Source organism: Legionella steigerwaltii, from assembly GCF_001468065.1.
Lineage (GTDB): Bacteria > Pseudomonadota > Gammaproteobacteria > Legionellales > Legionellaceae > Legionella > Legionella steigerwaltii.
The window spans coordinates 342,854-365,107 of sequence record NZ_LNYZ01000013.1; the positions used below are offsets into that span (position 1 = coordinate 342,854).

The window sequence follows — 22,254 nt, forward strand, 5'->3', positions numbered from 1 at the left end:
GCATATTTTGCCTAGTTATTGATTCGAGATTAATTAAACTTACCAGCCCTCCACTCGCCCTATTTGATTAATTTTGGGCTTGAGTAATTACGAATTGCGCAAATTCTAACATATTTTTCTTAAAAAAGTACTAAAAAAATGCATTTTTATTTTAAATACTTCATACGAGATATTTTTTTAATTTAGGTGTAGGTTTGGGTCATTTTGACTTGAGGGCTGTTTATCTCTGCGTCATCCCGAGTGCAACGAGGGATCTCTATGATGTTGTATTGGGTTACTTTGGGAGATCCCTCGTTGCACTCGGGATGACGAAAAAGTATACAAGTATTGGAGTGCAGATAATACAAAATTGAACTCATAAGTTTTTCGAGCGATAAATCAGCACTCTTTTATCCATTACTTTCCTCCATAATGGAGGGAAAAGAGCCAGAATTAACATTCCCAAATAACCTGAAGGAAGTTGCGGGCTTGAATCAATATGTCTTAACAATTGATAAGGGCGTGCTCCATGAACATGATGATCTGAATGTCTTTGCAGTTGAAAAAGAATCATGTTACTCAGCCAGTGACTCGCATTCCATGAATGCTGAGCTGAAACTTTTTCATAGGACCCATTAGCGAGTTTCTTGCGCTCCAAACCATAATGCTCAATATAATTAATAACTTCCAGCAAAAAAATGGCAGTCAATGATTGAAGGATAAAGAATAAAAGAGCCCGCCATCCGCCATAACAAAAAAGAGCCATTGCCAAAACAAGAGGCATGCCAATAATCCACCAGAATTGATTGTTTAAATGGTACCTTGGATATCCTTGACGGCTTAAACGCTTACGCTCTATGTGCAGGGCGGAACGAAAAGAACCAACAATTGTTCTTGGTAGAAAATGATACAAACTTTCCCCTAGTCTAGATGTCGCAGGATCTTTAGGTGTAGCCACATGAACATGATGCCCACGAACATGTTCAATAAAAAAATGACCGTAACATACACTGACTAACAAAGCTTTACCTAGGATTTGATCCGTCCTGGAGTTTTTATGCATTAACTCATGAGCAAGGGTAATTCCAATCCCGCCGGTTAGAAGTCCAATTGACAGACTAAATCCAATAAATTCTGTTACTGTTAACGGGAAATGAACGACCAAATAAGCCGAAAAAATCATAAAACAATATTGCAAAGGCACATAGATCCAGGTAAGGAGCTTGAAATATTGGTCCTTTAGTAACATGTTCTCTTGAGTACTGTCTGGATTACTTTGATCAACGATCAAAACATCCATCAAAGGAATCATCGTGAATAACACAAAAAATGGGAGGAAAGTATAAAAACTACCAAAATAAAAACCCATAAAAGGCAGGAGTACCAATAAATAAGCCAACATAAAGCAGAGTTTTTTACTTAGTTTCATTTGAATGCCTTTTTCAACTCCTCTCTTTAAAATATAGCTGAATCATTAATAATATAATAGTGTAACAGGTGTACCCCACTACCACAGTTAGAAGATTTGTAACCGTTCAGGCAATGGTGACAACTTAAGAGAACATGTAGCCTGGGTGCAGCGCAGCGAAACCCGGGATATAGAAGCGTGATTTTTTAACGTAACCCGGGTTTCGCTGCGCTGCACCCAGGCTACAACAATTACAAGCAACCTAAATTTCGTTAAAAAATTGCATTTAAGACAATATCTACATGTCTATCTATATCTCATAAGTTGGCACCATTGACCGTTCAGACAATAGTGGCAACTTATGTGCAGCCCTTATTAGCATAACGAATACGAGCATCTAATACGGAACACGAAATCCAAAGAGTATCTTTGAGTCATATTCACTGAGAATAAAGTTTTTTTCCAACATAATTTGAAACAATGATTTTGGGACTTTGGTTAATTTATTTGGCCAACTAAAAAGCATGATTGTTAAAATATTGCGGTGCTCTCCTTTAATAAGGTCAAATGAGTTTTCCTTATTAGGAAGTATGTGATGGTTTTTATTGTAAATGGTTTTTAAATGGGATTTGATTTTACTAATCGTTTTCAAATCGTTAGCCTGGATAAGCATAAGACAAACACCAACCTCAACAATCACATCATATTCAGTGCGTGATATTATTTCATCGATATGGATTTTAAAATATTCAGTAATCCAATCAAATCGATGCGGGTCAAGTTGTTTCTGATAATAACGACTTTCACTTAAAATAAAGTGCGTCATGCCATAAATTTTTGCAGAATAATCCAAATCAGTTAATTGATCGTCCAGACTGTCAGAGAAAATTTTCTTAAATTTTTGGGTATACGGTTTTCTTAAGTCAATAATTCCTAAATCGTATAGATAATAAACATAATTAATAAGCTGGGCACCATATATTTTAATGTTCTCTTCATCAAGAATAAATTTTTCAAAATCATTACTTTTTGTTTTTAAAAAATTAATAATTTTGAGCGTGTCAGGAAATAATGGGGTTTCTTCCATATGATAAAAATATATTTTATTGGTCAAAATAAGCAAACTAAGATAGTAGGCTATCCTGGGATATTTCAAACTTTCTTTTATTCTTCTTTTGGTTTTTTCAGTATCGCTCTCAGTAATGGATAATAATCTTTTGTTTTCAATTTCAATCACCGTGTCATTTTGTAGGTTTTTATATAGATATCTATATCTACCACCTAATAAATAAAGATAATTAATAATCGGATTAATGTATTCTTCATTGCCCGTTAAAGTATACATTCTCATAGCAAAGTGTTCTTGATGGGTCACAGGTAAAGTATAAAATTTAGACTGATATTCTTTTAAAATCTGCTCACCAATATTGGCATGACATACGGAGTTGAATAAGAATAAAATTACAATTAAATAGTGCACTAGTTCTAAAAATATATGTTCAGTAAAATGGAGGGATGGGATTTTAGCAATGTAATGCCTCTTATTCAAACATAAAAGTTTAAAAATGTATAAAGAACTCACTTAATGTGTAATTTGTATCTTTTTTTATTTTGCCTCTTTGCTTTTGTTTATCTCCCGATTTGGTTGATATAAGTATTTAAGTCCATGGGAAGCTCTTCACGTTTTTTCAATAACTCTTTGTTCTGCGCCACAAATAATGCGTAAAGATTTAAGAATGATGGGACAGCGGTTTTAAATCCAAGCTTCCTGTAAGTATTCGCATCAGCTCTTCGAAGCGATACATCCAAATTTCTCTCATGTTCATCAACCAGGATCATTTGTTCTGCGGTTGGAAAACGAGCCAAAATTACCTTGCGTTGCGCTTCATCCATCTTTTCTAATTCATAACAAGTTAAACTAATCGATATATCCTTAGGAATAGCATTTACGATTATCTCAAGCTCAGTGGCTGTTTTTTTCCATAGTTCATTCCCGCGTAAATCAAGATGACTTACCCCAGAGTCTTTCAAAGCACCAAACATCGCAGCCAACTCAATGCCTGATTTTTGCCAAAAATCATTTCCACGCAAATCAAGACGTCGCACACCAGAATCCTTTAACCCACCCAACATAGTAGCCAGCTCTACACCTGATTTTTGCCAAAAATCACTCCAATTTAAACTAAGATGTGTCACCCCGGAATTGTTTAATGCTGCCAACATAATGGCCAGCTCAGCTCCTGATTTTTTCCATAGATCATTCCCACTCAAATCAACATGCATCACCCCAGAATTCTTCAAAGCACGTAACACCTTAGCTAGCGCTTCGCCTGATTTAACCCAAAGGTCACTCCAACTCAAATCAAAATCTGTTATTCCAGAATCCTTTAAAGCAGCCAATATGGAAATCAGCTCCGCTTCTGATTTTTGTCCCAAACCATTTCCACTCAAAACAAGGTGTGTCACCCCTGAATTTTTCAAAACACCTAACATAGAGGCCAGGTTAGCTCCAGACTTTAACCAGAAGTCATTCCAACTCAAATCAAGATACCTCACCCCTGAATTGTTTAAGGCAGCTAACATAGCAGCCAGCTCTACATCTGATTTTTGTCCGAGCCCATTTCCAGTCAGAATAAGATGCATCACCCCGGAATCTTTCATAAAACCTAACATCGTAGCGAGCTCTACACCTGATTTTTGGCATAGGTTATGTCTCGCCAAATTAAGGGACTTCCTCCCTGATTCTTTCAAAACCTGAATTTCAGTAACGAGTTGATTTATAGTTTCAGCAAAAATTTTTTGATCATACGGCATGAATATATTTTCCTAATAAAAACAAAGTGCCAGTTTATGGGTTCATGAGGGAATTTTACTTTCTTAATATTGTTATTAACGCGATTGTAGATAACAAGCATTATATGATAGATAACAAAATACATAGAATATTAGTTGGTACATCTAGACAGATCATTAAGGAATATCCCAGGATGCATGAAACACCCTGGGGAATATATTTCGACTATTTAGCTTAAAACTCGTATACACCGCACCCCAAACCTAAACTCCTTACTGTTGCCAAGCGGATTGGTAGTAATGGTGTCAAAGCTTTCTTGCCACGCAAACAAGAGAGAACCGGGATTAGTTTGTTCCGTAGAAGTCCAGTAACCACCTGTTAAACAATTTGCACCAGTAGGTGGATTGCATGAAGTACTCGGAGTTGAACTGGCTTCACTTCCAATTAAAAAAGGAAGACTACCCACAATGCTTTGCATTGTTGATGAACAGTTCGTAAAAACAGTACCATTAACTGAATCAGTCTCACAGACAGCTGGCAAATACCAATCACTGAAACCAGCATGACTGTAACTAATACATACTCCTGCTGCATAAGTTGCCGGTGCGATGTTGGTGTTGCCCAAGTGGCCATTCAAAACTTTTGAAATCTGCCATGTATTTCCTGGACCATTTGTTCCCGTGTTATTAGGGTTTGTACTACCAGTTACACTACTTAGGTTCTGTCCAAAATTGAAATCCCATGCACCAGTTGCATTAGTACATTGGAACAATGGAGCTGTCGCGCAAGCAGGGTCCGCATCCCAAGGAACCCCTGGACCTGGAGATGTAAACGGTGGAAGCCAAGGTTTTGCCTGATCGACTAGAGACATTACTTTTCCACCGATACTTCCTGTATTTACAGTCGTATCATCCACTGCAAAGAGAAAACCTCCTTGATACTGGCATCCATAACCTAGGACAAGAGCATCGGCTTGAGTAGAAAGCCCCCCATCTGCTGTGATCATCACGACACCAGGTAACGGTTGTGTACCTGAAGTACAAGGAGTATTGCTCGCATCACTACTCGCTACATTTCCTGGGGTAAGAGTAATGGTGCACGAATCACCGGCAAGGAGTGTTCCCGTACAGGTAGTACTTGTGATGCTGGTTCCTAAGGGTAAACCTGAAGAACTCACTAATACATTGTTAGCGCTCACTGGTCCGGTATTTTTAACGGTAATTAATCTCGGATTACCTGTTAGTGCCGCATTCTGAGTAGCAGTACATGAAGAAAGAGGTTGGCAGTTTGTTGACAGTGCTAATAAGGTCATACTCGGTGTTAGAATTGGTGCGGGCTGATTGAGAAAATGAATTGCCAAGTTGTCGGGTTCACTAGGCCGATAACATTGATTAGGGTTTGGTATTCCATCAGGATTAGCTTGGCAGAGCTGTGGACCTCTTGATATATCACCATGCAAAGAACTGCCTGAAACTTTGAGAATTAAGGTACAGGATTGATGATATCCTAAAGGCGCAGTACATCCAGACGAAGTAATCCCATCAATCGATTTCATCCGTAAAGTATGGGTTTTAGATGATTGATTGGTTACCTTATATTGAATCGTAACATTTCCTGATGGATAGATATTCACATGAGGTGGGTGTGCTGGATCAGTTTGAAACGTCCAAAGAGGGGTTTTTGCCTGGGCTGTATTGAGAAAGGAAAACCCAACCAATCCCATAAATAAGAATTTTCTTAAATCAATTTTCTTCATTTTTATGTCCTTATGCCCCATAAGTGGGGTTAAACAATTCACCATTGGTGTATAAATGATTCATGATAATACTTGATACCAAATTTTAAATCAAAACTCCCCTTAGCATAATGCATTCGAGTTAGCAGTATTCCTCTATTGAAAATTGAGCGGTTACATGCTCTATCCGAATTTATGATTGATTTACTGAGGAGCGTTTATGCTAATCCACTCGCCACGGGAACTGGCACTATTGATAAAGAATCAACGAAAAAAAATGCAGCTAAGCCAAGCTGAGGTTGCTGACTTAGTGGGTTTAAAGCAGAAAACCATTTCTGCCATTGAAAATAACCCAGAAAATATGAGATTAAGTACTCTATTTCGAATATTATCCGCTCTTAGTCTAGACTTCAAAGCATCAATAAAAAGCGAACCTCAAACAACAACCAATCAATGGAACGATGAATGGTGAACCTATATTTGAAGGCTTGCAAAAAGCAAAACAAAAATTGGAATAATGAGCGGGATATAGATGTAGGTTGGGCCTTGGCTTGAGGGATCCTCACCTTTTAATTTGTGTACCTTATAGACTTCAACGTCCCGAGGCTTGTCCGCGGGATCCAGAGATATACTTAATTGCAATGTATTTTTGTTATTGACGAGATCATAGTGTATCCTACAGACAAGCCGCAGGACGTAGAATGAGAGATATTTAGTTTAAAAAGTGAGGATACGTCAGGGCTTTGGTCCAACCTACATCAAAAGCAATAATTTTAAAGTGAAAAAATTTCTATAATATCACCAAATAATCTTCTTAATAAAGAATTAATTATAAGAAATTAGGCTTTTTTGAAAATTGTCTACTATAGTTATTTTTAAATAACAATAATAACTTAGGGGATATCATGTTACTTCGATGGACCGGTGTAACACTCTTGTTTTGCATACTAAATTCTCCATGTTTTGCTGAAGAAAAAGAAATTGCAATTACAATTGATGATCTACCCTTTGTCGGTTCGGGTACAAGCACACCTGCAAGTCTGAAAAGAACTCAGGCTCGATTTATGGCAATCGTCAAAGCGCTTGTTGATAATCAAGTTCCAGCTACAGGTTTTGCTATTGGCGGAGCGGTGGCGAAAAATGAATGGGATTTGCTGCAAACATTTCGCAATCAAGGGTTTGCTCTAGGAAATCATACTTATACTCATAAAAGCTTAAACAGTATCAGTGCCGATAAATACATAGCTGATATAGACCGTGCAGATAACGTCTTAGCACCTGTACTAACAGAGCCTAAATATTTTCGCTATCCTTATCTGGCCGAAGGTACCGGCACCAAAAAGCAAAAAGTATATGACTACCTGGCTGCACATCAATACACCATTGCTCCAGTAACGATTGATAGCAAAGATTATGAGTTTAATGCGCGTTTCTACAGAATAGCTTATAGAAAAAGAGCCGCAAATCTTCCAGCATTCAAAAAACAGTATTTGGCGTACATCTGGAAACAAACATTAAGAGCTGAAAAAAGTGCTAAAGGAAAGAATGTCAAACAAATTTTATTAATCCATGCAAATCTTCTTAATAGCTTATGTTTAGAAGATATCATTGAATTATATAAAAAGAATGGATACAAATTTATTAGCTTAGCGGATGCTTTAAAAGGCAATACAGCTCAATCATTGAATAACAATAAAGAAGCATTAAATAGTGTGATACCACCATATAAAAGTGGTAGGGAAAAAAGCTGATATTTATAAGACATCCGAGGATTAAAGCTAGCCTTTCTCCCCTCATCCGCCCTATCGGACACCTTCTTCCCAAAGGGGAGAAGGGAAAAGGGACTCCCCTCTCCCGTCAACGGGAGAGGGGCTGGGGGTGAGGGCGCAAAACTACCCAGAAATTAATTTATTTTTCTCTAATCGAGATACCGCATTTTTGGGCAAAAGAATCCAATAATGACCATGATTTTTCATATGACCAGCAATCAGAGTAGCTTTTTCACCGCCGCCCCAAAAAACATCGCCTCGCACTTTACCACGTATCGCTCCGCCTGTATCTTGAGCAATCATCAAGCGTTGCAAGGGTTTATTCTCATCAGGATTTGTACTGTCTGGACGCGTAGTTGCTAACCAAAGAGGTGCTCCCATCGGAACCCACTGCTTATCAACAGCAAGAGAATAACCGGGAGTTAAAGCCACACCTTGTGAGCCTAAAGCGACGCCTTCAGACATTTTACGGAAGAAAACAAAAGATTTATTTTTATTAATCACTTTATCCATCTGTTTGGGATGAGCTTCCAAATAACGTTTTATTGCTTGCATGGACGCATTATCTTTAGTCATAACGCCTTTTTTGATCAAAACCCCTGCAATAGCAGTATAAGGAGCTCCATTCTGGGCATCGTATCCAACGTAAAGATTCTTACCATCCTCAAGCTGGATAACCCCTGAACCTTGAATTTCCAAAAACAAACGATCTATTGGACTATTAATCCATACTAAAACGCGCGCTTTGCCTTTAAGTGCTCCATGATTAATTTGTGCACGAGTATAATAAGGAACCAGCTTTTTCCCTTCTAAGCGACCGATAATACGGCGATTTTTTAAATCGTTAAAGAAAAGACCCAAATCAGATGTGACCAAATCATCAGGAGTTTCATAAAGAGGAACATGAAATTCTTTAGATTTAGTATAACTGCCTTTAATTGCAGGCACATAATAACCAGTAAATAAGCCAGGCTTTTCACCTGTATCGGTAAACTCCACTGGAGTGAACCACTCTTCAAAAAACTGTTTTACTTCTTTTTCGGCAGTAGGAGAAATTTTTAATGCAGCGTTACAAGCTGGCTGCCAATCCCTTACCTGCAAATCAATATGATCTGTTCCCACAACCTGCTCAGGACTTTGCTTAATAAAAGCACGGCATGATGCCTGAAAAGTCTGCAAAGACTTTTTTAGATCCGCTGATTTCCAACCGGGTAATCGATCAAAATCAGCCTGTCTAAACAAGGTTGATGGCTTTTTCGCTGGCCAAAACCACCATACTGAAAAACTCAAGGCAATTAAGGCTAAAATAGCTGTAATAGAGATTATTTTCGTTTTCATAGGCGGACAATTTTTACACGTTATGGAATATTTTGCAACGATTTTTGACAAACTTTAAACATCTTGCCCTTATAAAAAACTCTTTAAGAGTAAAACATATTTTTTATAAGAATATGATTCTAATTAATTTCTTCAAAACGCACAAACAAATGAATCGAATAAATTCTCAATATAAAAAAAAAATATCCATTTCGCGAGCTTGAGTCAAAATGGCTTGATTTTTCGAGAACCGAAGCGCAGCATACACGAAGTATGTGAGCATCGGAGCGCAGAAAATCAAGCCAGTTTGGCCAAGATAGTAGAAATGCCTAATGAATCCTTAAAACTAACTGGTTTAAAGCATTTATATAAGCTAAAAAACCTCGTAAATCATTATCTGGAACTTGGGCAAATGCCCTCTTTTTATCAATTTCGGATAATAGATCCTGTAATTGATGGCTTAATTTCAATCCATATGCAGTATCATGTTGGTTAAAAGCAACACACACTTCGTGTTCATAAAAAAATAAATCACATCCCAATAATCTGGCCGTTTCCTCAACTTTATCTCGATTAATAGCTCCTAAAATATGACTTATAGTTGCCTGTATCATGACCAAAGAATCAAAACGCTTCCACAACTCAGTTAATAGACTTTGTTTTTTAGTGCTTAAGGGTTCATCAACAAGTGATTCAAGCAATCCCCGCGAAGTCCAAAACAAATTTGCTAAATCATGTATTTTCTTTTGATTTTCTGAGGTTAGGAGTATTTGCTTTAAATTTTGTCCTATATAAACGTACAGTTTGTTAAGATAACGATTCAACATAGTCCAAACGTCGGAACGCCATATAAGATTTGCCACAATAAAACTGGCTACAATTCCAATAACAATCCCACCCAAACGTTGCAATGGAGGTCCCAAATAAACAGGAGGCCCTCCTTCTTGGGCAAGAGAAATAATTAAAGCAATATTTGCCTGTAGCCCAATATAAGAATATTTGGGTACCTTGAACATAAAATAAGTAAAAGCCCAAATCGAGAGAAAGAATATTAAAATAAAATCATAAAGATCCATCTTGATGAGAAATAAGGAGACTAAAGCAATGCCTCCGCCTAAAACGCAGCCAAGTATGCGATGAATGCTGACATTTTTCATTTCAAAAAGATTTTTACGGATAGAAATCACCAAACTGCTGATAATTCCATTTAAACCACCAGGCCAATTAGTTACCATCCAAAAACCCAAAGCCAGAATAACCGAAAATCCAGCTTTAATGCTGCGCTTAATTACATCCATATCAGTACGGATTCGCTCTCGGGTTTTTAAGACTTGCAACTTTACTGTCATGTTAAAAGGAATGTGGCTTAATAACGAGTGCATCAAAAGAAGGCTTTGATTCACCTGATGCAGGAAATGGATAAAAGCATAAGCAAAATTACTCTTAAAAGCAGGTTCTTGTGCCTCCATGTCAGAGTTCACTTTTGGATGCAAATGTAAGAAAACTCCCTCGTCCCCTTTTTGCATCTGTTTCACACGCTGTTCCAATTCGGTGATTCCAGTCTCTGTTTTTAATTCCAGAAGCATCTCTTGATTAGAAAAAGCCATCTGCAACTGCTTCAGATCCGCTTGAATCGCATTCAGTACAGGCTGTATCGATAATGATTGCACAATCGTTAAATCACCGTGCTGGGGAGAAATGAGAATCAAATATTGTAACCGTCGTGATAAATCATAAAAAATATCCAACAAAGCACGTACCTGATCCGTTCTTGCTTTGGTAACCCCCAACTCATAGTTCATTGCGCCAATGAGTTCTACAGCCTTACGTAGTTTCTTTTTTATCTTTAAATTATCTTGCGCCAACACATCAAAATCAGGTTTACCATCATTCAGCATACTGAGTAATTGACCTAGTCCAACTGAAAAATCAGTAAAAATATCATGAAGTTGTATATCAATATTGTCTTTTAAGTGATTTGGAAAAATAAAATAAGCGCTAATTGCAGATACCAAAACACCAATCCCAATCTCAACCGGCCTCCAAATCGCTACGAAAAATGCGTTTTGTGGACTCACAGCGACTTGTGAAATAATCAGGAAAGCACAAAGTGCGCCTAATAAATAAGCATAACCGTTGACACTGAAACTGTAATAATAGGAGCCAATGCACATGATTGAAAAACAAGAAAGAAAATAAAGTAAAAAACTGTTGGCAACCAACCCGGCGACATAAAAACCCAAAAACGCGCCGGCAATGGTGCCAATAATACGCAACATGGCTTTATCGATGATGTTACCCGTGTACAAATTGGACACAACAACAACACTCATTCCTGACCAAAAAGGTGTTTCTAAATGAAATTTAAATGAAATCAGCACCGCAGCTAATGCAGCAAGTGCTGTTCTTATGGCTGCTCTGTTTTCAACGGTTTGAGGCCAGAAAAACACAAATCACCTGTAGGTAATGGTAGTCGCATTGGCACCAATGCGCATTGGATATTCATCAGTTAAATCATCAATATAAATTCGCACAGGGAAGCGTTGTGCAATGCGAATCCAGTCTTCAGTTGCTTCCATATAAACTAAGGTTGAAGGGGCTACATTGCCACTTTGTACTCGATTAATTCCCCAACCAATACTATCGACATGGCCATGAAATACTTTTCCTGGATACATATCAATCATAATTTTTGCCTTGTCTCCAGGTTGAATCAACCGAAGTGCTGTTTCCCGATATCGCGTAACTACCCACCATTGCTTGGTTTCTATAAAAGCAAATAATCCTTCTCCGGCCTTAATGTATTGACCTACACGTATATTAAAATTGGTGATGTAACCATCCTCGGGTGCTACAAGAGTAGTATGATTCAGAAGATAATTTGCCTGTCCCAACTCTGCCTGTGCTGCTAAAATTTCATTATCGTCCAAATTGGTTTGTGCAATTCTAAGTTGCTCTTCAGCCTCCTTAATTGCTGCGACTTGTTCTTTCATTTTATCGGCCAAATTAATTAAAGTGATTTTGGCCATATCTCCTTTCGATTGCAATTTTGAGTAGCGGTCATAGTGATCCTGGCTTAGATTCAATTGGATTTGGATCTGTTGCAATCGTTGTTCTGCTTTAATTACGTTAGCTTTTCCATTTTCATAATTCAATTTGGCAATATTTAACTTAGCCTGAGCTTGTTGTACGGCATAAGTGTAAGGAAGAGAATCAATTTCAATAAGCTTATCCCCTTTCTTAACTCTTTGGTTTTCTTTAACATAAATTTGTGTCACCGGCCCAGAAACCAAAGAGGCCATATTAACCATATTTGCTGAGAGATATGCATCATTCGAACGTGTGTCATAATAAGCAAAATAACGATAAGCAGCATATCCTGCGAGCAACAGCGCCAGGACAGCAATTTGCGGCCAATACTTAAATTCAAAAATTTTTTTGAAACGCACCGAAAAACCTCTCTATTGATCCTAACCATTACAATACAACCAGGCTTTGGATAGCTCAAGAAATATTAGGATCTTAACATGCAACTTCATTGGCCCAATGAAACTATCTAGCGAATTGTTAATAGAGACTAGTAGCCTGGGTGCAGCGGAACCCGGGTTTCGCTGCGCTGCACCCAGGCTACATTTTATATTTTATAGAACTGGCAAATACCGCCAACTACTCACTCCAAGGGAAATTGAATGTTCCTTTGTGGGGCAAGGTATTACCTCTCCCCTACTGACAAACCGTATTTGCAATAAAGATTCAGGAAAACCATTTTCAATGAGTGCAATAGAAATCCGTTGATGGTGTGTAGCAGATTTTCTCCCCCTATAACGGGCTCTTAAACAAGGAAACTCGCCTAAATCTTCAATGTAATATTTGTACTGGGTCTTACCACTTATCAAAGAACAACCTTTGTTATATAGAAGATGATGCATAACCTGGTTTGCAGAATCTGTGTGTAGCACACAATCCTGATTAAACTCTGTATGTCGATGAAGTAATTGCAATGCAACATCTTCTAATTGATAAAAGTTCTGATGCACTACTTCTTGTTTGTTAATTGCCTTGTAATACAACAAAGTATGCTGCATTGAAGTCAATGTGAGTAAGCCAATCACTCCGATAATAAGCAAGGTAATGAGTAAAACAAATCCTTTATCTTTTTTACTCATGAACCACGCACCGCTACTCTAAGTTCATGTGTTTTGTTTTCATCCAAGCCCATAATAATCTCAAGAAACTGCTTCTCTTTTATACGTCGATTTCGTGTATGTATAAAATGAATTAAAGGGGTTACTTCTTCTGTCTGTACCAATTGATAATGCAAGGTATCCTCAGCATGTGCATTTTTCTTAATGAACCATTTCTCCTCAAGATACTCACCTATATAGGTCGAACCATCGTAGGGAAAAAATAGTGGCTTGTTTAAAGTAATAAGCGAATTCTCAGCATGTTGTTCTATATCAAACATTTCGTGTATCTCAGCATGATCACAATCAGCGATAAGTACAGGTCGCTTTTTATGGAAACTCACTGGATTTTGCACCAATATTCTTGTTGCACCTTGAATTTTAATTATTTTTGTAAAATGTTCATTCATACGATTTACTTGGATGAATTGAACAGGTTGATTACCAATTTGAAGTGCATGAATCCTGTTTTGATGATTCCTCCGATCAATAACGTGCAAGCGGTCAATACCCAAACAAGGAGTAAAACCTGCACGCCGAATGCTATCACTCAATAAATCACTCACCCATTGCAAATCAAAACGCGTTGACAAAATCTTTTCAATTTCAACATATTGGCGTTTACTCCCTAAATAAAGTTGGAATAAAGTACTGATAATCACACTGGTCAGAAAAAGACTTATTAAAACCTCGGTTAAGCTAATCCCCGCTTGTTTTTTCATTTTATACTACCTCTGAAACTACGTTTGCGTGTTAGAGCTCCTAGTTGATCAAACCAGGCAAGTTGAATCAGAACGTGTTGATTTTTATGTTGTATTTCCAAATGATAAGGTGTAGGGGTGGTCGGTAATTTAGGAACTTGAGCCACCAAAGATTCTTCAACTTGATCAAGAAATTGAGAGGCTTGCATGCGGAAGATCAACTGACTTAATAGTTGTTTGCTCTGCCCTTGCTGCTGGAACAAAGTTAAAGCCATAGTGGTTACGAGCAATAAAGACACCAATACTTCAGTAAGGGAAAATCCCTTTTGCCGATTCATATTCCATTTTCCTGTGGTTGGTTTGCCGTCCAAAGGTTAGCGCTGTGTCAATAAAAATGCAAGCCATTGTGCATTGGCTTTGGGCTTTAAAAAACATTTTTAATACAATTTGGGCAATATGCAATTCATTAGGTTGTTATTAGACTTTTATGTGTTTAAAATGACGCCAGGATATATCCCTATAACTTTTCCGCAAGAACTAAAAGGAAGAAAAAGATGTATGCTTATTTCGCTAAAGGCTTGACTGTAGGTCATGTATTAACCCGAGTGGTATTAAGAGAAATTACGAGTATCCCTGGAATAATTCTCGATCTTATCTTAGCTATGTTCTGGGTTCCTAATTATAGTTCTTATTGGAGAGAAGGCAGCTCATACATCGAATATGCAGATAGAACACGTCATTATGGAGTGATGCGAGGAATATTTGGCTGGGTAGGTGAAGCATTAGGATTTGTTATTGGTGCACCTATTGGAGCCATTATTGGCACTGTTTTATTTTTCCCCGATCTTTTGCTTCAGGGACTTATTTTTCTTAAAAAGAAATTAGAGAACTCTCTGGATGATTTTGCTGTATTTATTGGCAAAACAACTTTTTTTGAATCGCTTGTTTATGACAAACCAACAAGTTTTCTGCAAAAAGCTTGGAATATAGGAACTGCGACCATAGGCATGTCACTTGCTGCCATACCTTTTATCATTGCAAAAGCGCTTGAATTTTTCTTGCCTTTTTTATCCTTGTCGCAACCTATTGTTGCGCTTTGCTCTGCAATAGGTGGTCTTTCTGGCTGGGCTCTTGGGATCCTTATCTCTCCGCCCGCTTATTTTATAAGCAAATGCATCGATTTACTCGAACTAGGTCGAACCGCGATACTACACGGTGTCGCACTCGTTTATGCCAAATCAGGAGAAACTCCAGTAACAACTGAGAGCCATGACTATGATTGTTGTATCCCCGCGCAAGCAATCCACTCAGAAGAATTTTACAAACAAGTGGACTATTACAGTCACACATCATGGGCACAACTTCTTTTTGGCCCTTTAAAAGGTGAAGCTTCATCAGCCCAGAGGAAAAAAGAAGCTAATAATCAGCTTATTGATCCGTTTACTCTTGAGCCATTAGGAATTAATGGGACTCCTACCGTAATTGATCCCCATGGCCATACCTTTAATGACGATAAGGGAACTGGAAAAGGTATTCGATTCTGGGTGCAAACAAAACATGAGTGTCCTCTTGATCATCAATTCTTAAAAGAAACTGATTTGGTCCCCAACCGCGCCTTTGATGACTTAATTGCCCAAACAAACCATTCTTATGGGTAATCTCAATACCGGGGTTTCTTCAATCCCCGGTCAAACTAAAATAACTCCTTTGCTTCAATGAGCTCGTGACAGAAGGCTAAAGCTTGGATAATATGAAGAAAATTTTTAATAGGGAAAATTTATGGCAGTTAACTTTCAACAATTACCTCATCCAGGCATACACTCTTTAATCCCCTATAAACCAGGTAAAGCTATCGAAGAATTAGCACGTGAAAAAGGGATTAACGACAGTGACATTATTAAAATGGCTAGTAATGAAAATCCACTGGGTTGCAGTCCTTTAGCTCTAGCCGCATTTCAAAAAATGTCCCCTCACCTCTTAGCAACTTATCCGTCACCAATCAATCATCCTTTAATGCCTAAATTGGCGCACAAACTTAATATCAATACTGACCAGCTTTTTGTAAGTAATGGTTCGGATTACATATACACTATTCTACTCAACTGTTTCGCATTGCATCATGACAAACACATTATCACGCATGATTATGCATTTAGCACTTATGCGATTCAAGCACAAACGTTGAACATTCCAGTTCGTTCCGTTGCGGTTAATGCGGACTTGCAAGTTAATATAGATAATTTGATCAAAGCATGCAATTCAAAAACGGCAATCATTTTTCTTGCCAATCCCAATAATCCTACGGGTATCTTGATCAATCAAAATGAAATAAAACGCTTGTTAGAAAATATTCCTGAGAGTACTCTTTTAGTCATTGATGAAGCATATTATGAATACGCTGCATCTCAACTAAATTGCAACAGTATCGATTGGCTGGCTCAACACCCTAATTTAGTGATTACACGAACCTTTTCTAAAATATATGGATTAGCAGGCGTTCGTTTAGGTTATGCCATAGCGCATCCTTCAATAATTGAACTCATGTACCGTATACAGCTGCCATTTACCGTCAACCAGGTCGCATTGACTACAGCCCATGCTGCCCTAGATGATGAGCAGTTTATGCAATTAAGCTTGCAAACCAATGCAGAGGGAATGCTGCAAATGAAACACGGATTTGATCAATTAAATCTCAATTACTTGCCCTCTACATGCAATTTTTTGACCTTTGACTGTAAAGAAGACGGCATGTTGCTCTATAACTATCTTTTAGATAGGGGTATCATAGTGAGACCCCTGCATCCGTATAAAATGAACAATTATCTGCGCGTAACTGTTGGAACCAAGGAGCAGAACAATCGATTTCTTGATGCGTTGAATAATTACTTCAAGTAAGGAAAAAAAATGACTAGTGATTTAAGCAGCAAACATTGTGAATCTTGTGAAGGCATTGGCGCTGCATTAACTGCAGAGCAAATTAAAAATTTAAAGCCCCAATTAAATAAAAATTGGGAGGTCAGTGCGGATAACCGAATCATCAAACGTAGTTTATCTTTTAAAGATTTTTATGAAACAATGGCTTTTGTCAATGCACTGGCCTGGATAGCTAATACTGAAAATCATCATCCAGATTTGGAGGTTGGTTATAATTATTGTCGCGTCAGTTTTATGACCCATGCACTTAACGGTTTGAGTCATAATGATTTCATTTGTGCAGCAAAAATGGATAAATTGTTAATCGGTTAAACGACTGTAGTTAAAATGTAGCCTGGGTGCAGCGTAGCGGAACCCGGGTTTCACTTCGTTTCACCCAGGCTACAAGTACTACATTAAATGTAGCCTTGGTACTTTGTAGTCCGGATTAGCGCAGCGTGTCTTTTAATACCGCATCACAACGTGCTCTTCACCCAAAAGATTGCTTAAAAGTCCAAGTAATTCATCACTCGGAATTACCTGCCATTTTGGCGGCAAACTGAGCTGTGCACGAGCACATTCGTTGCTATAAGAAAATTGAACTGCGCAACGCCCAATATGCGCTTTTAACAATGCCTGAATGGAAGCTAAAATTCCCTGATTTCCAGCATGCAAACGTAACTCAAGGCATCGGGCAAATTTGGTGCGTGCTGTTGGTACATCATAAAGATTATTTGCGGTCATTTTCACACCACCATTATAATCATCATGCGCTACTTCACCTTCAATAACTAACATATCTCCGGTTGCCAAGGCAGAACCAGAGGATTCAAAAAGCTCACCAAACACAACGACATCAAGCCGAGCCGTAGAATCATCCATGCCTAGAATCACAAGCTTCTTTCCACGCTTGGTTATAATCTTGCGGATTCCGACGATTTGCGCACAAATAATCGCTTTTTTATGCATGGAGGGGTTTAATTGACTGATTGAAACAATAAAATCACCAAATTCACGTCGATATTGATCTGCAGGATGTCCCGTTAAATAAAAGCCCAAAACTTCTCGTTCACCTTCCAGGCGTTGTGCCTCAGACCAAGATTTACATGGAACATAATCTTGCTCATTGCTCTTGTCGTCCAATAATGAAAATAAATCAAATTGACCACTGGACTGATTTTGGTGCTCTTTTTCTGCTACTTTTAATGCTTTTTCTAAAGAAGCGGTCAATATTGCCCGTTCCACACCCCAATCATCAAAGGCACCACTTTTAATCAGTGCTTCTAATACACGTCGATTCACTTTACGCAAATCAAGACGTTGGCAAAAACTAAATAAATCCGAATATTGTCCTCCTGCATTTCGTGCTTCGGTAATGCAATCAATCGCGGACTCCCCTACCCCTTTTATAGCTCCAAGACCATAAATAATGGTCGTATCATCAATAACTGTAAAAGGATACATTGAATGATTGATGGAGGGTGGTAAAACCTTCAATTTCATATGAGCACATTCATCGATAAAGGTAACTACCTTATCTGTATTATCCATATCTGAAGACATTACTGCAGCCATAAATGCTGCTGGATAATGTGCTTTGAGCCATGCAGTTTGGTAAGCAACCAATGCATAAGCTGCAGAATGCGACTTATTAAATCCATAGCCTGCAAATTTTTCCATCAAATCAAAAATATGGGTCGCAACCTTTTCATCAACCCCTCTAGCAGTCGCTCCCTCGGTAAAAATCTCCCGCTGCTTCGCCATTTCCTCAGGCTTTTTCTTTCCCATAGCGCGTCGTAATAAATCCGCAGCGCCAAGCGTATAGTTCGCTAATACCTGCGCAATTTGCATGACTTGCTCTTGGTACAAGATAACGCCATATGTTGGTTTTAAAATAGGCTCCAAATCAGGATGAGGATAATCAACCGCCGCACGCCCATGCTTTCGATCGATAAAATCATCCACCATTCCAGATTGCAAAGGGCCTGGTCTAAATAAGGCGACCAAAGCGATGATGTCTTCAAAACAATCCGGCTGCAGGCGATTAATCAATTCTTTCATTCCGCGGGATTCCAGCTGAAATACGGCAGTTGTTTTGCATGCCTTTAATAAATCAAAAGTTGCTGCATCATCTGTAGGTATTTGGCTGATATCGACTAAAGGCAATCCATCAAGAGTTTGTTTCTTATTTACGGTAGCCAAAGCCCAATCAATAATTGTCAGAGTTCTTAAGCCCAAGAAGTCAAACTTGACTAAACCCGCTGCCTCAACATCATCCTTATCAAATTGGCTAACAATTTGAGTGGATCCCTCTTCACAATAAATCGCTGTAAAATCGGTAAGCTGGGACGGTGCAATGACAACCCCTCCAGCATGTTTCCCTGCATTTCGAGTTATCCCCTCGAGTTTTAATGCCAAATCAATGAGCTCTTTCACTTCCTCTTCTTCATCATAACGACGCTTGAGCTCTTCTTCTTGCTCCAGTGCTTTGCTTAATGTGATGCCTATCTCAAAAGGAATTAATTTTGCTAATTTATCGACAAAGCCATACGGATGTCCTAAAACACGTCCCACATCACGTACTACCGCTTTTGCAGCCATAGTACCGAAGGTAATAATTTGTGAAACGCTTTGTCTCCCGTATTTTTCTGCTACGTAATCAATGACCCGATCGCGCCCTTCCATACAAAAATCGATATCAAAATCAGGCATCGATACGCGCTCTGGATTCAAAAAGCGCTCGAAAAGCAATTCATACTCTAAGGGATCCAAGTCGGTAATTTTTAATGCATACGCAACTAATGAACCAGCACCTGAACCTCGGCCTGGTCCAACAGGCACCCCATTTTTTTTTGCCCATTGAATGAAATCAGCTACAATGAGGAAATAGCCTGCAAAGCCCATGTTATTTATAACATCCAGCTCAACCTGCAAACGTTGGTCGTATTCTTCTCGAGATGCCTGCAGTTCTTCCGGCGATTTATTTTTAAATATTTGCTGCAAGCGCTCTTCTAAACCAACTTGCGATAAATGGGATAAATATTCCTCAACTGTAGATCCATCCGGTATAGGAAAATTGGGTAGATAATTGTTACCGAGATCCAGTTTTACGGTGCAGCGTTTACTGATTTCGAGCGTATTTTCTATCGCAGAGGGCAAATCCGAAAATAAGGCAACCATTTCATCTGCAGATCGCAAATACTGTTGTGCACTGTATTTTTGCACTCTTCTCGGATCGGCTAATGTATATCCTTCATGTATGCAAACGCGCGCTTCATGAGCTTCAAAATCATCTTGATCAAGAAAACGCACATCATTAGTCGCTACTAAAGGTAATTGCAGTTCATCAGCTAAAGCAATTAACTTTTCGTTATAGCGAGTTTCGTCAGGTCTGCCTGTACGTTGAATTTCCAAATAAAAACGATTGGGAAAAAGGGTCTGCCAATATAAAGCGCGACTTTTGGCTAAAGCATCGTCATTTGCCAACAAGGCTTGACCGATATCACCAAATTGTCCTCCGGATAAAGCAATAAGTCCTGCCGAGTATTCATTAATCCATTGATTGTGGACTCTAGGTTGCCCTTGATATTGTCCTTCTTGATATGCTTTGGAAACAAGACAGGTTAAATTTTTATACCCTTCTGAATTAAGACATAAAAGAACCAGAGAAGAGACGCGCTCAGGTTGTTCGGGATCATGACAGGGTAAATCACTGCCAATAATCGGTTTGATTCCTGCATCAACAGCACTTTTGTAATGCTTCACAGCTGCAAATAAATTGCAATAATCGGTGATTGCAACAGCACACATTCCTCGAGACGGTAAAACCTTCATTAATGGTTTTACCCTCACCAAACCATCAACTAAAGAAAATTCTGTGTGAACACGTAAATGAACAAAACGTTGTTGCATAAGGAACTGAACTCATTAAGCTTAATTAATGAACTTTAACCTAAATCAGAGTTTTTGCATATGTTTATGTAGGTGCTCCATCAAACTTGAGACTGATGTGGATCAAAAGCATCCCTGACCGCGTCTGCAAACAGGTTGATTGCTAATACCAACAAAAACATAAAAACAAACGCAGCTAACATAGGCCACCAAATTACTGGATTACGTGCCAACTCAAGTCGTGCACTATTGATCATATTTCCCCAACTAATGGTCATAGGCGAAACCCCTACGCCCACATACGAAAGCAATGCCTCAGCCATAACCAAAAAACTGAAATCCAGAACAAGGGTTATTACCACAATATGCATCACATTGGGTAATAAATGCTTGCGAATAATAGTGAACCAATTAGAACCCAAAGCACGTGCCGCCTGGACATAGTCTACTTCACGTAATTTCAGACTCTCAGCACGTAAAAGTCGACATAAATTGGTCCAACTCGTTACTCCAAGAATAAAGCACAATGCTAATAAGCGTGCATCCGCACTTTGAGCTAAAGTTGTAAACTGTTCAGGATGGTTGGTAATGTAAATTTGTAAGGACAAAACAGAAGCAGTAATCAATAAAACCCCTGGAATGGAACTTAAGGTAGTGTAAACATACTGAATCAGATCGTCAGCCAAACCACCAAAATATCCAGCGACAACCCCTAAAAATAAAGCCAAAGGCAACATAAATAAAGTAGTTAAAAGACCAATGACTAGACCAGTACGTATGCTCTTAATAGTAAAATAAAAAATATCTTGTCCAATTTGCCCTGTACCCAATACATGAAATGTTCTTGAAAGCTCATAACCAAGCACAATAAAAAAGGTAAGCAAGCTCAGAGTAATTAAGGTACTTAAGCTGGTAGGGCTTAAAGCATAAAATGGTTTCAATCGTCTGACATATCGAACGAATACTGAAATAATTCCTATGAAAAACGCGGCCAAAATACCGCATTTTAAAGCATCCCAAATTGAACTTTTAATGAATTCGTTTCTTTCTACTTCGTTTTTTATTCGCTTACTGGGATAAACAAGTAATGGGAAAATTTGCTTGACTACGCCATTAACTAATATGGTTTCGCTGATAAACTGTCTTAAAGCCAAAGGAGCCGAATAGGTTTTTTCTGTAATTTCATCGATAGGAGCCAGAATTCTATCCAACACAGTTGCGGATGTTTCTGCCTCATTATTTACTGATGTAAAATGAATTGAATCCAGTACACCAATAGTAATAAAAAACAACAGGACAATACCCGCACTTACAGCAATTGGTCGATGCAAAATTAGGGTAAAAGAACGCCTTATATGTTGTTTGCGCAAGCCCAATAAAATAACCAGCACACTTAAGGCTAATAAAGTGAGAAAACATTTATCAGTCCATAGAAATTCAAAAGTCATTTTATTTTCAATTCTTCCTTTAATGTAGCCAATGTAGCCTGGGTGCAGCGCAGCGGAACCCGGGGATTCAATATGATAAACCCGGGTTCCGCTGCGCTGCACCCAGGCTACTTTA

General features: G+C 38.4%; 17 protein-coding genes. 5 read left to right on the plus strand and 12 right to left on the minus strand.

What is annotated here, in order from left to right:
* Nucleotides 1-355: 355 nt before the first annotated feature.
* The 4 genes from Lstg_RS09310 to Lstg_RS09325 all read right to left on the minus strand — a co-directional run bounded on the left by Lstg_RS09310 (nt 356) and on the right by Lstg_RS09325 (nt 5,937).
* The gene (locus Lstg_RS09310) at nt 356-1,408 is read right to left on the minus strand and encodes an alkane 1-monooxygenase (protein WP_058477391.1); all 1,053 of its coding nucleotides are present in this window, start codon (nt 1,406-1,408) and stop codon (nt 356-358) included.
* A 376-nt stretch (nt 1,409-1,784) separates the two neighbouring features.
* Nucleotides 1,785-2,867: a DUF3541 domain-containing protein gene (locus Lstg_RS09315; protein WP_058477681.1), complete on the minus strand. Its 1,083-nt coding sequence runs from the start codon at nt 2,865-2,867 to the stop codon at nt 1,785-1,787.
* Between the two features lie 149 nt (nt 2,868-3,016).
* Nucleotides 3,017-4,201 (minus strand): leucine-rich repeat domain-containing protein, encoded by a 1,185-nt coding sequence (locus Lstg_RS09320; protein WP_058477392.1) that lies wholly within the window; start codon nt 4,199-4,201, stop codon nt 3,017-3,019.
* A 209-nt stretch (nt 4,202-4,410) separates the two neighbouring features.
* Nucleotides 4,411-5,937, minus strand: coding sequence for a hypothetical protein (locus Lstg_RS09325; RefSeq protein ID WP_058477393.1), 1,527 nt, complete (start codon nt 5,935-5,937; stop codon nt 4,411-4,413).
* A 199-nt stretch (nt 5,938-6,136) separates the two neighbouring features.
* Here Lstg_RS09325 and Lstg_RS09330 point away from each other — a divergent pair, with 199 nt between their 5' ends.
* Nucleotides 6,137-6,388 carry a helix-turn-helix domain-containing protein gene (locus Lstg_RS09330; RefSeq protein WP_058477394.1) on the plus strand — a complete coding sequence of 84 codons (252 nt, stop codon included), beginning with the start codon at nt 6,137-6,139 and terminating at the stop codon, nt 6,386-6,388.
* Nucleotides 6,389-6,821: 433 nt separating this feature from the next.
* Complete coding sequence (locus Lstg_RS09335) at nt 6,822-7,667, plus strand: polysaccharide deacetylase family protein (protein WP_058477395.1); 846 nt, start codon at nt 6,822-6,824, stop codon at nt 7,665-7,667.
* A 141-nt stretch (nt 7,668-7,808) separates the two neighbouring features.
* Here the strand turns inward: Lstg_RS09335 and mltA are convergent, their stop codons facing one another.
* From mltA to Lstg_RS09365, 6 genes are all read right to left on the minus strand, one after another.
* Nucleotides 7,809-9,023, minus strand: a complete 1,215-nt coding sequence (gene mltA / locus Lstg_RS09340) for a murein transglycosylase A (protein WP_058477396.1) — start codon at nt 9,021-9,023, stop codon at nt 7,809-7,811.
* A 308-nt stretch (nt 9,024-9,331) separates the two neighbouring features.
* A complete protein-coding gene (locus Lstg_RS09345) occupies nt 9,332-11,452 on the minus strand; it encodes an FUSC family protein (RefSeq protein WP_058477397.1) in 2,121 nt (706 codons plus the stop codon).
* Nucleotides 11,453-11,455: 3 nt separating this feature from the next.
* Nucleotides 11,456-12,451, minus strand: coding sequence for an HlyD family secretion protein (locus Lstg_RS09350; RefSeq protein ID WP_238585406.1), 996 nt, complete (start codon nt 12,449-12,451; stop codon nt 11,456-11,458).
* A gap of 192 nt (nt 12,452-12,643) precedes the next feature.
* Nucleotides 12,644-13,168, minus strand: coding sequence for a hypothetical protein (locus Lstg_RS09355; protein WP_058477398.1), 525 nt, complete (start codon nt 13,166-13,168; stop codon nt 12,644-12,646).
* Nucleotides 13,165-13,908: a PilW family protein gene (locus Lstg_RS09360; protein ID WP_058477399.1), complete on the minus strand. Its 744-nt coding sequence runs from the start codon at nt 13,906-13,908 to the stop codon at nt 13,165-13,167. The genes Lstg_RS09355 and Lstg_RS09360 overlap by 4 nt, the downstream gene beginning before the upstream one ends.
* Nucleotides 13,905-14,225: a type IV pilus modification PilV family protein gene (locus tag Lstg_RS09365; RefSeq protein ID WP_058477400.1), complete on the minus strand. Its 321-nt coding sequence runs from the start codon at nt 14,223-14,225 to the stop codon at nt 13,905-13,907. Before Lstg_RS09365 ends, Lstg_RS09360 begins: the two co-directional genes overlap by 4 nt.
* A gap of 216 nt (nt 14,226-14,441) precedes the next feature.
* On the opposite strand from Lstg_RS09365, the gene Lstg_RS09370 reads away from it, so the two are divergent.
* The 3 genes from Lstg_RS09370 to Lstg_RS09380 all read left to right on the plus strand — a co-directional run bounded on the left by Lstg_RS09370 (nt 14,442) and on the right by Lstg_RS09380 (nt 17,133).
* Nucleotides 14,442-15,545 (plus strand): RING finger protein, encoded by a 1,104-nt coding sequence (locus Lstg_RS09370; RefSeq protein WP_058477401.1) that lies wholly within the window; start codon nt 14,442-14,444, stop codon nt 15,543-15,545.
* 121 nt (nt 15,546-15,666) lie between these two features.
* Nucleotides 15,667-16,782, plus strand: coding sequence for a histidinol-phosphate transaminase (hisC, locus tag Lstg_RS09375; protein WP_058477402.1), 1,116 nt, complete (start codon nt 15,667-15,669; stop codon nt 16,780-16,782).
* A 9-nt stretch (nt 16,783-16,791) separates the two neighbouring features.
* Nucleotides 16,792-17,133 carry a 4a-hydroxytetrahydrobiopterin dehydratase gene (locus Lstg_RS09380; protein ID WP_058477403.1) on the plus strand — a complete coding sequence of 114 codons (342 nt, stop codon included), beginning with the start codon at nt 16,792-16,794 and terminating at the stop codon, nt 17,131-17,133.
* A 132-nt stretch (nt 17,134-17,265) separates the two neighbouring features.
* Here the strand turns inward: Lstg_RS09380 and dnaE are convergent, their stop codons facing one another.
* Both dnaE and Lstg_RS09390 read right to left on the minus strand, forming a co-directional pair.
* Nucleotides 17,266-20,712, minus strand: coding sequence for a DNA polymerase III subunit alpha (gene dnaE / locus Lstg_RS09385; protein WP_058477404.1), 3,447 nt, complete (start codon nt 20,710-20,712; stop codon nt 17,266-17,268).
* Between the two features lie 80 nt (nt 20,713-20,792).
* The gene (locus Lstg_RS09390) at nt 20,793-22,139 is read right to left on the minus strand and encodes an ABC transporter permease (RefSeq protein WP_058477683.1); all 1,347 of its coding nucleotides are present in this window, start codon (nt 22,137-22,139) and stop codon (nt 20,793-20,795) included.
* Nucleotides 22,140-22,254 lie beyond the last annotated feature (115 nt).